We start from the raw sequence: 13,313 nt of genomic DNA, 5'->3' as shown, positions 1-13,313 counted from the left end.
CTCGATTTCGGCTCACTTCGGCCGCGGACAGGCGGTGAGGGCTCGCCACGGCGTCCGGCGACCTGCGTATGGCGGCAGAGGCGGAGAACCGCCCGGACCGGGCGTTAGGCGTACCTCCGCCTTCGCTCCGGCCATGCGCAGGCTGAGGACGGACTACGTCCGACCGCACCCATTAGGCTGACTCGCATGAACCCTCGGCCCGCCGACGTCTCGGCCAGGCCCGTCGACGACTATCGCGACAGCATCGAACAGCTGCTGCGGCCACTGGCCGCGCGCGCGGTCGAGTGCGTCGCGGTGCCGCGGGCGCTGGGCAGGCAGCTGGCCGAAGACGTCCGTTCGCCGATCGATCTGCCGGTGTTCCGCAACTCCGCGATGGACGGGTACGCGGTGCGTGCCGAATCGGTGCTGGTCGCGCCGGTCACCCTGCCTTTGGCAGGCGTCGTCGCGGCGGGAGCCGCAGGCCGCGCGCCGCTGCCGCCCGGTGCGGCGATGAAGGTGATGACCGGTGCGCCGATCCCGCCCGGCGCGGACTGCGTGGTGCCGGTGGAGGACACCCGCGTCGGCGACGGCACGGTGACCATCGAGCGCGGCCGCAGCGCGGGGGAATTCGTGCGGGAACCCGGCACGGACGTCCGGACCGGTGACCTGCTCGCACGGGCGGGCACCACGCTCGCGCCCCGGCATGTCGCCGCCCTGGCCGCGGTCGGGCTGTCCGCGGTGGCGGTCTTCCGCGCGGTGCGCGGCGCGGTGATCACCACCGGCGACGAGCTGGTCGCGGCCGGAAAGCCGCTGCGCCCCGGCCAGATCTACAACTCCAACGGCGTCGCCCTCGCCGCGGCGCTCACCGCGAACGGCGTCGAGGTCGTCTCGGTGGCGCACAGTACCGACGATCCGGCGCGTTTCCGCGGGCTGCTGTCGGACGCGATGGAGCGCGCCGATGTGGTGTTCACCTCCGGTGGTGTGTCCAAGGGCGACTTCGAGGTGGTCAAGGACGTGCTCGAACCGATGGGCGGGCGGTTCGGCTCGGTCGCGATGCAACCGGGCGGCCCGCAAGGGCTGACCGTCGTCGACGGGGTGCCGGTGCTCAGTTTCCCCGGCAACCCCGTCAGCACGATGGTGTCGTTCGAGGTGTTCGCCCGCCCGATCCTGCGGCGCCTCGCCGGTCTGCCCGAGGTGGACACCTACGAGCTTCCCCTGTTCAACGCCGTGCCGCGCTCGCCGGAGGGCAAGCGTCAGTTCCTGCGGGGGAGGCTGATCCGTGGGCACTCGAGTGAGTCGTCCGCGTCCGGACGGCCGCGTGCGGTCGAGGTGGTGTCCGGTCCGGGCTCGCATCTCGTGGCGGCCATGGCGAAAGCCGACGTGCTGATCGATGTACCCGCCGAGGTCACCGCTCTGCCCGCGGGCGCGGTTGTGCGAGTGTGGACCTTATGAGCGAGTTGTCCCATGTCGACCACGAAGGTCGCGCCCGCATGGTCGATGTGAGCGCGAAGAGCGAGACCACCCGGATCGCCGTCGCGGCAGGCGAGTTGCGCACCACGGCCGAGGTGGTCGCGCTGGTACGGGCCGACGACATGCCGAAGGCGGACGTGCTGTCCACCGCCCGCATCGCGGGCATCGCGGGGGCGAAGAAGACCTCCGAGTTGATCCCGCTGTGCCATCAGCTGGCGCTGTCGTCGGTGCGGGTGGAGTTCGGTTTCACCGACACCGCCATCACCATCGAGGCCACCGCGAAGACCAAGGGTCCGACGGGTGTCGAGATGGAGGCGCTCACCGCGGTCGCGGTCGCGGGTCTCACCCTGCACGACATGGTGAAGGCGGTCGACCCCGCGGCAGTGCTCACCGGCGTGCGCCTGCTGACCAAAGAAGGCGGCAAACACGGTCATTGGGAGCGCCCCGACGACGCGGCCTCGGACGAGAGCGAGGACGAGCCGGTCACCGCCGACTACGCCGAGCCCGAATTCGACGAGGAGGAACGCTCGGCCGTGGTGCTGGTCGCGTCGACCGGGGTCGCGGCGGGCACCCGCGTCGACACCACCGGTCCGGTGCTCGTGGACTGGCTGTCCGGCCTCGGCTTCTCGGTGCGGGGCCCCCTGGTCTACGCCGACGCCGAGATCGAATTCGGGCTCGCCGACGCGCTGCGCTTCGAACCCGCACTCGTCATCAGCACCGGTGGGACCGGAGCCTCCCCCACCGACGCCACCCCGGAGGCCACCCTCGCCTTGCTCGATCGCGAACTACCCGGTGTGGCGGAGGCGATCCGGCAGCGCGGCACCGCGAAGTTCCCGCTGGCGGCGCTGAGCCGCGGCGTGGCGGGACTCGCGGGACGCTCGGTGATCGTGAATCTGCCCGGGTCGCCGGGCGGCGTGAAAGACGGCATCGCGGTGCTGGAACCGCTGCTGGATCATCTGCTCGCACAAGTCGCCGGAGGTGGAAGTCATGACAACGGCTGAGGCTACGGTCCGGCTCGCCCGGATCAGCGACCAGCCGCTGGACCCAGCGGAGGTCGAGGAGGCGGTGTCCGGATCGCATTACGGCGCTGTCGTGGTGTTCACCGGGAAAGTCCGCGACCACGATGGCGGACAAGCCGTTTCGGCCCTGGAATACTCCGCGCACCCGCAGGCGGAGCGGTTCCTGCACACCGTCTGCGCCGAACTCGCCGCCACGCACGGCCTGCCGGTCGCGGCCGTGCACCGCGTCGGCTCGCTCGACATCGGTGACCGCGCGATCGTCGTCGCGGTGGCGGCGGCGCATCGCGGCGCGGCGTTCGCGGCATGCGCGGAACTGGTGGACCGGATCAAACACGAAGTTCCGATCTGGAAGCGCCAGCTGTTCGCCGACGGACTGTCGGAATGGGTGAACGCCTGCGGGTGATCTGACCGTGACGTGATTCTCATGACGAATCAACACGTCCGGTATAGCGTGTGCGCGCGGTATCGCTTCACTCGGAGACCGACGGTGCGCCGATCGGTCGCGTGGCAGAAGGGAGCACGCGATGGGAACCGATCAGGTTCTGCTCCACCGGTTCGTCATCTCGCAACTCATCGCGGCCGGGGTGGACCGCGACCGGCTGCTCCGGGAAACCGGATTGCCGGAGTGGACCATGGTGGGCGACGACCTGCACCTGCCCAGCCAGATGTTCTCCCGGCTGTGGGAGATCGGTGAACTCGAACTCGGCGATCCGGACGTCGCCCTGAACGTGGCGAGCCGCTACGAACTGACCTGCCTGGGGCTCTACGACTATCTGTTCTCCTCGGCGCCGACACTGGGGGCCGGACTGGCGACCTGCGGTCCGTACGTCACTGCGGTGACTACCAACCACCGGTTCGACCTGGTCGCGGAGAACGACGACGAAGTCACCTTGTATCTGGACATGATCGACGGGGAAGGCCGCGGCCGCGATCTCACCCAACTCTGGGGGCTGAGCGCGGTGCTCAGCCGGGCGCGGCGCGTGGTGCGTGAACCGCTGGCCCCGGTGCGGGTCGCGCTGCGCCAGCACGCGCCCACCAAGATCGACACCTTCATCGAGGTGTTCGGCACCACCGCGATCGAGTTCGACGCGCCGGTGGACGCTATGACCTTCCGCGCCTCGGACATGGATCTGCCGCTGACCACCAGCGATCCGGTCCTGGTCGGCATTCTGCAACCCTTGGCCGCTGCGCTTCCGCCACCGCCGCCGCTGGCCACCGCATGGCCCGAACGCGTCGCGGCCGCCCTGGCGGACTGCCTGGAGGACGGCGACGCGTCCCTGGAGCGGGTGGCGCGGAGGCTGGCCACCAGCCCGCGCACGCTCCAGCGGCGGTTGCGCGAGGCGGGTACCACGTGGCGTGCCGAGCTGGACCGGGCGCGCGGCGCGCGGCTGGTCGCCGCGACCGCCACGGGGCCGCTGAGCCCCTCGCGCCAAGCCGAGATCCTCGGCTACTCCGACCCGGGATCGCTGCGGCGCGCGGCTCGGCGCTGGTCGCTGGCCACCCACGCGCCGCGCACCGAGCGGAGCTTCACGGCCTGAGGAAACGCGCGGCGATCGACCAGAAGGTCGCGTCCTCGATCGCCCGGAAATCCCAGCTGTTGGTGAGTGCGTGGGTCTCGGCGACGATCGCGGGAACGTCGAAGTCGTCGCGGGTGGCGGTGCCCTTGGCCTCCAGCACCTCGATGACGTACGCGGTGGCGCTCTCCATGGAATCTGACACGGGAAACTCCCATCGGTCGCAGGACGATTCGGTCGGTAACGGATCGGCTGCCGAGCGGCGCCGCGCGCGGCAATACGCTCCCGGTGCCCACCGACCGGCGGACACGCATCCAGTCTCATGAAAAGACCGCTCTGTCACCAGCACCGAACACGACATGTCGCGACCGAACGCGCCAATCTGCGCGCTCAGTGCGGCGTATAACGCCATACCCCGAGCATGCTCTGCGAATCGAGCGGTTCGGCGTCGTCGTGCACCGTGTCACGAAGCCGCGCCATGGCCTTGTCGGTGTGCAGACCGGCACCGATGAGCACCAGCTGCGCCCCCCGCGATTCGCCGCGCGACCAGCCACCCGGCTCGAAGACGATGTGGCGGCCGACCATGTGCAGGACGAATTTCCTGCGTTCGCCCGCCACCCCGAAGGCGGCGAAGCCCTTGGCCCGGAACAATCCCGGTGGCGGGTCCTCCAGGAAGCCGATCAGTTTGCGCGGGTCCAGCTCCCGGTCGCTGGCGAAGGAGACGCTGGTGTAGTCGTCGTGCAGATGGCGGTGCCCGGCGTGGTCGTGGTGCTCGTGCTCGACCAGCAGTTCGTCGAAGCTCAGTTGCTCGGCCACCAGCCGGCGTTCGCGTCGCGGTCGGTCGAACAGCAGTCCGGGATCGATCCGGCCGTGGGTGGTCGCGTACACCGGCACCGAGCCGACCAGCGCCGCGATGTCCGCACGCAGCCGTGCGAGCTGCTCGGGCGCCACCCGATCGGCCTTGTTCACCACCACCAGGTCGGCCAGCCGCACATGAGTGCGCAGCTCCGGATGCCGGGCACTGCTGTCCGGGAACTGTTCGGCGTCGACCACCTCGACCAGGCCGCCGTAGCGCAGGCGCGGATTGTCGCTGCCGACCACCATCCGGATGAGATTGCGCGGCTCGGCCAAGCCGCTGGCCTCCACCACGATCACGTCGATTCCGGCGCGCGGCTGCGTGAGCCGGGTGAACAGCTCGTCCAGTTCGGTGACGTCGACGGCGCAGCACACGCAGCCGTTGCCGAGCGAGACCATCGCGTCGACCTGCCCGGCGACCAGCATCGAATCGACGTTGATCGCCCCGAAGTCATTGACCACCACGCCGATCCGGGTCCCCCGGTTGTTTCGCAGCAAATGATTGAGCAGCGTGGTCTTGCCCGAACCGAGAAACCCCGCGACGAGCACAACAGGAATCCGGTCAGCCATTCCGCTCACCCTAGTGCGCCGCGAGACCCGCGGGAAAAGCCGGACGCCACCCTCGCCGTGGTGAGGGTGGCGTCCGGTGGGTTCGGTGCGCGGACTATTTCGCGGGGCCCAGCAGCATGCCCGCCAGGCTGTAACCGAGATTGATCAACTCCGTGCTGATGGCGTTGTTGTCCAGCCCGAGCATCTTCGCCAACGGCATCAGCAACTCCATGATCGAAGCGTTGCCCCCGGCGGCCCCGGGGGACTGCTGTGCGTTCGGCGTGCCCGGCGACTGGGTTCCGGAAGTACCCGGCGATTTCGGCGCCGCCGACGCACCGGGTGACTGCGGTGTCGCCGTTCCTGGAGCCGGTTTCGGCGTCGTGGTGCTGGGAACCGACTGCGCCTGCGGCACCGCCGGTGCCGCAGGGCTCTGCGGCGCACCGGGAGTCGTGTAACTCTGCGGCACCGCGGGAATCACCTGGGCCTGCGGTACCGCCGGGTTCGTCTGAGCCTGGGGAGCGAACGGGTTCGTCTGGGCTTGGGGGGCGAACGGGTTCGTCTGAGCCTGCGGCGTTCCCGGCGTCGGAGCCTGCGGCGTTTCCGGGGCGACCGCGGGATGGTCGAACGACGCACCCTGCGGGGTGCTCTGGCCGCCCTGCTGATCCGGCGCGGCACTCGGCTGCGGTGTGCCGAGCAGGTAACCGACCACGCCGGTGGTCAGCGCGATCGCGTGCTTGAGCTGCCCGTCCGGTGTCTCCAGCGACGCCGCGTCCTCGGGATTGGCGCCATTGCCCATCTCGAGGAAGACGAGCGGAACGGTGGTCAACGCGGGCCCGGCGATGTCCGTGCGGGTCTGCAGACCGTCCACCACCCCGCCGTAGTTGGCGGGCGGGAATCCCGCATCGCGATACGCGTCGCGCACCGACTTGGACGCGGCGAGTCCCGCTCCCGCCTGGACCTGATCGACGATCAGATTCGGGATGGGCAGCTCCGGGATGATCAGGTGGAATCCGCGATCCTGCGCGGGCGCGCTGTCGGCATGGATGCTCACGGCGACGTCGGCGCCGGACTGGCTCGCCGCGCGGGCCCGTTCGTCGACGCAGCCGCCCCAGTTCATATCGTCCTGGCGGCTCAGCACGACGTGCGCGCCGAGCGTCTCCAGCGATGTCTTGACGACCTGCGCGACGTTCCAGGTGATGGTGTGCTCGGGAACGCCGTTCATCGTGGTCATGCCGGTGGTCTGGCAGTCCTTGGTGCCGCCGCGACCATCGCTGACCTGTCTGGCCAAGTCCTGGGAGTGGTTGGACCCCTGGTGGCCGGGGTCCAGGAATACAGTCTTGCCTGCGAGCTTCTTCGACATGTCCAGCGGCGACGGCGCCGCCTGCGCGCTGGCCGGAAGCAATCCGGACAACGTCACCGTTACCGCGGCCGTGACCGCGGTGCAGATACCGGCTTTGACGATGCTTGGCTTCATAGTGCGGTCGGTGCCCCGGGATGGAGCACCCCTCCCTTCCCACTTGTAACACCAAACCCAATGGTCACTCTGGCAACGCATGTATCAGCAAAGCAAGGTGCGTGATCGAACTGTTACAGCATGCGCGATGCCCGGCGGTCAGATCCGCCCCGGCGGTTTGCGCAGAGATAGCAGAGCGTAATGCACGCGAGTCGGAACTGTCTCGATCGGCACGCCGAAATCCGTGGCGACTTCCCGATACGTCAGGATTGCCTGGAATTTTCTCGGCGATAGCGAGGTCTGCGTGGTCCGGTCCGGAAACGCGGATTCCGGCACACCACCTGGTCGGTTCTGGTAATGCTTGCCGCGGAGATGCGGGGGATCTCTCGAGTCGGCCGCGACGGCGGGAGCACGACGACCCGTGGACGCGGCGGGAGTACAAGTCAAGGAGAACCGATATGCGTGCTAGCGCGCTCCTCCTCGCGGGAGCCATGAGTTCCGCGGTGACCCTGCTCGCGGCGGCGACGGCGACGGCCGAACCCGCGAACACCATCTCGCAGGATGGCGTCTATTTGGTCGGCGTCGATATCGTCCCCGGTCTCTGGGAGGCGCCCGGCACGAGCGACCCCGCCTACGCGTGTGATTGGCGCAGGTTGTGGAAGGTCGAGGGCGACAACACGAACATGCAGTACATCATCGCGAACAACTACACCCGGCTCGGCCCGGTCCGGGTGCGGATCAAGCCGACCGACGTCGGGTTCAAGACCGAGAACTGCGGGCCGTGGCGGTTGCTGTCGACAGCGCCGCCGACCGGCTCCTCCGGCGACTGAAACGACGGAGGCGCACTCGACGGACGACGTCCGACTGTGCCTTATAAGGTCAGCCGCATGTCGCGAAAAAGGATTCTGATCACCGGCGCGAGCGCGGGCCTCGGGGCCGCCATGGCGCGCGATTTCGCCGCCGATGGCCGCGACCTCGCGCTGTGCGCCCGCAGGCTGGACGCGCTCACACAGTTGCGCGACGAGCTGGTGGCGAGTCATCCCGGAATCACCGTCGCGGTGCGCGCGCTCGACGTGGACGACCACGCGGCGGTGCCGGCCGTCTTCGGCGAACTGCGCGACGAACTCGGCGGCTTGGACCGGGTGATCGTCAACGCCGGGATCGGCAAGGGAGCGCTGATCGGCACCGGACGGGCCGACGCGAATCTCGCGACGGCCACTACGAACTTCGTCAGCGCGCTCGCGCAGGCGGAAGCGGCGCTGGAGATCTTCCGCGCGCAGCGGGCGGGGCACCTGGTACTCGTCGCGTCGATGAGCGCGGTGCGCGGGCTGCCCGGCAAGAAGGCGGCCTATTCGGCGAGCAAGGCGGGGCTCGCCGCGCTCGGCGAGGCACTGTCCACCGAATTGGCACGCTCGCCGATCCGGGTGACCACCCTGCTGCCGGGTTTCATCGCCACCGATATGGCGGCCAAGGCGGGCGACGCGCGGATGGTCGCGCCCCTGGACAAGGGCGTGGCGGCGATGGTGGCCGCCATCGAGCAGGAGCGACGCCGAGCCTGCGTCCCCGGGTGGCCGTGGCGGCTGATCGACCTCGCGCTCCCCCATCTCCCCGACGCCGTGGTGGCGCGGATGAGCTGAACCGGCCCCCGCCGGGGCGGCTCTGAAACAGCGTCACTTGACCAGCGTGAATTGCACGATATCGATGCGACCGGCGCGGAATTGCGCCGCGCACCCGGTCAGATACTTCATGTACCGCTGGTAGACCTCCTCGGATGCCAGGGCGACCGCCTCCTCCCGATGCGCCCGCAGCGCCTCGGCCCAGCAGTCGAGGGTGCGCGCGTAGTGCGGCCGCAATTCCTGCATCTTCTCCGTGCCCAACCCGGCGCGCCCGGCCAGGCGCGTGACCTCGGCGGGATGCGGCAGCTGCCCGCCGGGGAAGATCTCTCGTTTGATGAAGATCTGGAACAGCGCGTCGTCCCGGGTCACCGGTATGCCCATGCGCCGCATGTCTTTCAACGTCCACCCCACGATCGTGTGCAGCAGCATCCTGCCGTCCGGCGGCAGCATCCGGTGACACCGCTGGAAGAACGTCTCGTAGCGCGACCGCCGGAAGTGCTCGAACGCGCCGATGCTGACGATCCGGTCGACTTCGCCCTCGTATTCCTCCCAACCCTGCAGCCGGACCTGCACACCGGGGATGCGCTCGCGCTCGATCTTGTCCCTGACGTAGTCGTACTGGTTGCGACTGAGCGTCAGACCCACGACCGTGGCGCCGTAGGCCGTGGCGGCGCGCAGCATCGTCGACCCCCACCCGCAGCCGACGTCCAGCAGAGTCATCCCCGGCCGCAGGTCGAGCTTGCCCAGGGCCAGGTCGATCTTCGCGCGCTGCGCTTGCTCCAACGTCATGTCCGGTCGCTCGAACCAGGCGCAGCTGTAGGTCATCGTCGGGTCGAGGAAGAGTGCGTAGAACTCGTCGGAGAGGTCGTAGTGGGCCTGCACCTGCCGATAGAACGGTTGGAGGTTGGTCATCGCGTTTCTCCTGTTCATCGGGTTCAACAGTTGATACCCGCGCGCCGCCGCCGCGTTTCGCCGCACGCGGACCGATACGCAACCGATGTGCGGGTCACCGTTCGGCAACGGCGGCGGAAGAAGGTCGATTACCCGCGAGGTAATCGACTCCGTGACCCGCGGCAGGCAAGATCGCGGACATGATCGATGAGACGGGCACCAAGTTGTTCCACCAGACCATGCCGTTCACCGAACGCCTCGGCGTCGAGGTGCTCGCGCACGGGCCCGAGCTGGTGCGCAGCCGCCTGGCCTGGGACGAATCGCTGTGCACGCTGGGCGGCGTGCTGCACGGCGGGGTGCTGATGTCGCTGGCCGACGCCACCGGCGCGGTCTGCGCGTTCCTCAACCTGCCGGAGGGCAAGCAGGGCACCACCACGGTGGAGTCGAAGACGAACTTCCTGCGCGCGGTCCGTTCCGGATACGCCGTCGCGTCGGCCATGCCGCTGCACGCCGGACGCTCGTTCGTCGTGGTCGAGACGGTGATCCGGGACGACGCGGACAAGCTGGTCGCGAAGGTCACCCAGACCCAAGCGGTGCTCTAGCCGACGCCGACGGCCGAGGGGACTCGGTCGCCCGCCGCCGCGCGGGCCACGGGCCACACCCGGGCGAGATCGAGCAGTTGCCGCAGCCCGGCGTCGAAATCGGGCGCCGGGACCGGCAACCGGGCCGGGGACGATCCGATCGGGGCCGCTCCCGCCTCGCGCGCGAGCGCCGCGCACGCCACTTGGTGCGCGTAGTCGGTCAGCGGACATCCCGAGCCTGCCATCACCGACGTCGGGGCGTAGCGGCCGAGTTGCAGCAGCGCGTCCTGGATCTCCACGGTCATGCGCATCAGCCGGGTCTCCGGGTCGGCCTGCTCACCGGCCGCGAGCCGCAGCACGATCTCGGGCACCGCGGTGGTGAGATCCCGCCACAGCGGGCGCAGCCTGCGACCGGCGCGTCCGGCCCGATCCAGTTCCGCCATCGCCAGCAACGTCTGGACCAGCGGAATCGCGACCAACGTCGCGTCGACCAACAGGCACAGGGTGACCGTCGTTTCGACCCTGACCATCTGCGCGCCCAAGCCTTGCCATCCGGTGACGACCCACACCGTCGACAGCACCAGATTCGCCCCGAAGAGGGTCGCCGCCCAGATCAGCGTGCCACACACCAGCTTTCCCGCCAATCCGATGCCACCGGCCCGCAGTTCATGCGCGCACATGCGCGCCAGCAGCCACACGTTCAGCAGCAGCGGGAGGCCGAACGCGGTCCACACCACCACGCCCTCGGTGTCGAGGGTCAGCTCGACCAGCCTGCCGTCCTGTCGCGCCGACGTGCCCGCCAGCAGGATCGCGGCGGTGGACGCGGCCGCCAGCGTGCAGCAGACGCGGTGCCTGCGCCGGATCGCGGCCGGTTCCGCGCCCAACGCCCAGATGCGGACGATCCCTTGCAAGCACATCGATGACATCACCGTGCAACCCAGTGCGAGCTGATGGGCGAGACTCGCGATGCCGGGCGTCATGCCGCAGCGATACAGCAGCAGACTCAGCAATCCCCACCCGAACAGCTTGTTCAGCAGCCGGTCGACGATCGTGTCGCGTACCAGCAACCACCGGCCCGCGAAGACGGCCGCGACGAAGCCGACGACCGGCCACGCGATGATTCCCGGAATCGATGCCGTCATCGGCCGACCTCCCCACCCACGAAACTGTCCCTTGCGAACGATAACGTTGTCGCGTGTTCGTGACCACGCGGAACAAGAATCGGCGGCAACCGATAGCCGAGGCATGCACCGAACCGATGTCTTATTTGTCCAATTATCGACATCGCGTGCCGAGCGCGGGGCGGACATCGTTTGTCACCGGCCCCAGAACTTCCGCCGCGCCGTCGGCGAATGTCACAACAGCGTGCCGAACAGCCAATTCCATAAGGACACAAAACATTCGGCGGAATCGCTGTGGATGTTACGCTGTATCACATAGAGTTTCAGTGACGACACTCACCTCCGACACGCACCTCCCGGCGGGTGCGCCTGCTCTTCGTAGCCCGCGAACGCGGCTCTACCTCATGCTCTGCCCGCCCGTTCGTGCGGCAAGAACGGAGATATCTGTGCGCGATGAACCACGATCAGCTTTCCGGCCCGAGCGAATCGATGGTGCATCGATCGAAATCGACTTCGTTCCCCCGGCGCCGAGACCGGCGGCCCGCGCGGTGATCAGGATCGGGGCGCCCGCGGTCGAGCGGCGATACCGCCTTCCGGAAGACAGCGCACCAGTGCATCTATGCGTCACGGCGTGATGGCGCCGGGGGAAACGGAAGCGATGAGCAAGCAGACTGCCGGAACAACCGAACTAGCCGTGCGCCCGGCCGCCGGGACGGACACGATGAACACCGCGCTGCGCGATCGCCTGATCGACGCGACCGTCGAGGTGGTGTCGACCGAGGGTTTGCACGCGCTCACCGTCCGCCGCGTTTCCCGTATGTGCGGGGTCTCCACGATGGCGGTGTACTCCAACTTCGGCGGGATGCCCGGCCTGATCCGGGCGGCGGGTTCCGCGGGCTTCGCGCAACTGGCCGAGCGTATGACCGCGGCCGGGGTGAGCGACGAGCCGATCACCGACCTGCTCGTGCTCGGCCTGGTGTTCCGCGACGAGGCCCAGCGGCGGCCGGAACTCTTCCAGCTGATGTTCGGCACCGGGACACGCATCGACCTGAAGATCAATCGCGGCAATGTGCTGGTGGCCGGGCACGATTCGGAGTTCGAGCACTACGCGGAAACCTTCGACCACGTGGTCGGGGCGGTGCAGCGCGCGCAGGACGCCGGGCTGATCAACACCCCGGACGTGCGGTCCGCCGCGGCGCAGCTGTGGATGGGACTGTTCGGCTTCGTCCAACTGGAGATGGCCGGTCACCTGGGCGACGACGGTCTGCTCGAAGTGCTGGTGCCCGCGATCGTGAATCTGCTCGTAGGCATGGGCGCCGAGCTGGAATCCGTCGGCGCTTCGGTCCTGCTCGCGGTGGAGCGGTTCGCCACGCTGTTCGGCGAGTGAACCCCCGCCCGGATCAGAAGGGCAGCTTGGACCGGAATCGCTGGGCGCGCGCCATCGCGCGCTCGGCGGCGCTTCCGCGCGGCGGCATCAGACCCAATTGCAGCAGCATCTCCGTGAGATCCCAGGTGGCCTGGCTGCGCCAGATCAGCCCGGAACGGAACTGCCACGCGTCGATGACAAGCAGATCGAGCTTCTTGCCGGTCGGGCCGAAACCGGGCGGGTCGATGGGGCCGAGATGGGTGCCGGTCATCCGCCACGGCACCAAGGCCAGCCGGCCGTCCGCGGCGAGTACCGGCGGAAACGGGTTGGCGTAGGCGACATCCGGGAACGAGCGCACCGTGTCGGCGACGAACTTCTCCACACCCGCCCGGCCGTGCGCGGGCGCGTCCAGCGAAGGGTCGTGCCAGATCGTGTCCTCGGTGACGCATTTCGCGACCGCCGCGCCGTCACCGCTGTTCCACCCCGCGATGTATTGCTCGGTGAACGCCAGCAGCCACTCCAGGCTTTCGATGGGTTCGGCCTCCGCCTCGATACGGAACTGCCCGGTGTTGTACGAATCCACGCCCATCGCCTTTCAGCCAGTGCTTTTCGACGAGCCATCGTAGCCACGAATGGACCGCGCGCTCAACACCTTCCGGCGCTCCGGAGCCGGACGGTACGGAATAACATCGGAATAACGATGTAATTCACACCGGTTCCACCGCTCGATAACTCTGTAATAACGCCGGAATAATCCCGTCATACCCCCTCTGAACTGCGTTGATGACGAATTCGGCATTACTTGCCCAGCAATGGTTTTCGGTAACCGCCCGCACGATTCCGTATTGACCTTCGCGAATCGCCGCTCCTACCATGGGTGGACACTGACCTCCTACCGC

13 protein-coding genes and 1 pseudogene are annotated in these 13,313 nt (G+C 68.5%); 8 read left to right on the top strand and 6 right to left on the bottom strand.

Annotated elements, in window-relative coordinates; translation table 11 throughout:
• Positions 1-186: 186 nt before the first annotated feature.
• The 4 genes from glp to ABZ824_RS01695 all read left to right on the top strand — a co-directional run bounded on the left by glp (position 187) and on the right by ABZ824_RS01695 (position 4,006).
• The gene (gene glp / locus ABZ824_RS01710; protein WP_356961078.1) at positions 187-1,431 is read left to right on the top strand and encodes a gephyrin-like molybdotransferase Glp; all 1,245 of its coding nucleotides are present in this window, start codon (positions 187-189) and stop codon (positions 1,429-1,431) included.
• Positions 1,428-2,450 carry a bifunctional molybdenum cofactor biosynthesis protein MoaC/MoaB gene (gene moaCB / locus ABZ824_RS01705; protein WP_356961076.1) on the top strand — a complete coding sequence of 341 codons (1,023 nt, stop codon included), beginning with the start codon at positions 1,428-1,430 and terminating at the stop codon, positions 2,448-2,450. Before glp ends, moaCB begins: the two co-directional genes overlap by 4 nt.
• The gene (locus ABZ824_RS01700; protein ID WP_355077707.1) at positions 2,437-2,871 is read left to right on the top strand and encodes a molybdenum cofactor biosynthesis protein MoaE; all 435 of its coding nucleotides are present in this window, start codon (positions 2,437-2,439) and stop codon (positions 2,869-2,871) included. Before moaCB ends, ABZ824_RS01700 begins: the two co-directional genes overlap by 14 nt.
• Before the next feature lie 121 nt (positions 2,872-2,992).
• Positions 2,993-4,006: an AraC family transcriptional regulator ligand-binding domain-containing protein gene (locus ABZ824_RS01695; RefSeq protein ID WP_356961074.1), complete on the top strand. Its 1,014-nt coding sequence runs from the start codon at positions 2,993-2,995 to the stop codon at positions 4,004-4,006.
• Here the strand turns inward: ABZ824_RS01695 and ABZ824_RS01690 are convergent.
• The 3 genes and pseudogenes from ABZ824_RS01690 to ABZ824_RS01680 form a co-directional block, all read right to left on the bottom strand.
• On the bottom strand, positions 3,996-4,187 hold the full coding sequence (locus tag ABZ824_RS01690) for a hypothetical protein (RefSeq protein WP_355077710.1): 192 nt from the start codon (positions 4,185-4,187) through the stop codon (positions 3,996-3,998). The genes ABZ824_RS01695 and ABZ824_RS01690 overlap by 11 nt on opposite strands.
• A gap of 185 nt (positions 4,188-4,372) precedes the next feature.
• Positions 4,373-5,407 (bottom strand): CobW family GTP-binding protein, encoded by a 1,035-nt coding sequence (locus ABZ824_RS01685; protein ID WP_356961072.1) that lies wholly within the window; start codon positions 5,405-5,407, stop codon positions 4,373-4,375.
• Positions 5,408-6,077: 670 nt separating this feature from the next.
• Positions 6,078-6,860, bottom strand: a pseudogene (locus ABZ824_RS01680) (N-acetylmuramoyl-L-alanine amidase); the annotation flags it as partial.
• 437 nt (positions 6,861-7,297) lie between these two features.
• Between ABZ824_RS01680 and ABZ824_RS01675 the strand changes: the two are divergent.
• On the top strand, positions 7,298-7,669 hold the full coding sequence (locus tag ABZ824_RS01675; RefSeq protein ID WP_356961071.1) for a hypothetical protein: 372 nt from the start codon (positions 7,298-7,300) through the stop codon (positions 7,667-7,669).
• Between the two features lie 57 nt (positions 7,670-7,726).
• Positions 7,727-8,476 (top strand): SDR family oxidoreductase, encoded by a 750-nt coding sequence (locus ABZ824_RS01670; RefSeq protein WP_356961069.1) that lies wholly within the window; start codon positions 7,727-7,729, stop codon positions 8,474-8,476.
• A gap of 33 nt (positions 8,477-8,509) precedes the next feature.
• Here the strand turns inward: ABZ824_RS01670 and ABZ824_RS01665 are convergent, their stop codons facing one another.
• The gene (locus ABZ824_RS01665; protein WP_356961068.1) at positions 8,510-9,367 is read right to left on the bottom strand and encodes a cyclopropane mycolic acid synthase family methyltransferase; all 858 of its coding nucleotides are present in this window, start codon (positions 9,365-9,367) and stop codon (positions 8,510-8,512) included.
• Positions 9,368-9,546: 179 nt separating this feature from the next.
• Here ABZ824_RS01665 and ABZ824_RS01660 point away from each other — a divergent pair, with 179 nt between their 5' ends.
• On the top strand, positions 9,547-9,948 hold the full coding sequence (locus ABZ824_RS01660; protein ID WP_355077719.1) for a PaaI family thioesterase: 402 nt from the start codon (positions 9,547-9,549) through the stop codon (positions 9,946-9,948).
• Here ABZ824_RS01660 and ABZ824_RS01655 read toward each other — a convergent pair.
• Complete coding sequence (locus ABZ824_RS01655; RefSeq protein ID WP_356961066.1) at positions 9,945-11,069, bottom strand: MAB_1171c family putative transporter; 1,125 nt, start codon at positions 11,067-11,069, stop codon at positions 9,945-9,947. The genes ABZ824_RS01660 and ABZ824_RS01655 overlap by 4 nt on opposite strands.
• A 637-nt stretch (positions 11,070-11,706) precedes the next feature.
• Here ABZ824_RS01655 and ABZ824_RS01650 point away from each other — a divergent pair.
• Positions 11,707-12,435 carry a TetR/AcrR family transcriptional regulator gene (locus ABZ824_RS01650; RefSeq protein WP_355077722.1) on the top strand — a complete coding sequence of 243 codons (729 nt, stop codon included), beginning with the start codon at positions 11,707-11,709 and terminating at the stop codon, positions 12,433-12,435.
• Positions 12,436-12,448: 13 nt separating this feature from the next.
• Here ABZ824_RS01650 and ABZ824_RS01645 read toward each other — a convergent pair whose 3' ends face one another.
• Entirely contained in the window at positions 12,449-12,997 is a 549-nt protein-coding gene (locus tag ABZ824_RS01645) for a nuclear transport factor 2 family protein (protein ID WP_356961064.1), read from the bottom strand.
• Positions 12,998-13,313 lie beyond the last annotated feature (316 nt).

The sequence above is a fragment of the Nocardia sp. NPDC047038 genome (assembly GCF_040644075.1).
Classification (GTDB): Bacteria; Actinomycetota; Actinomycetes; order Mycobacteriales; family Mycobacteriaceae; genus Nocardia; species Nocardia sichangensis.
This window is presented reverse-complemented; position numbering and strand designations above follow the sequence as displayed.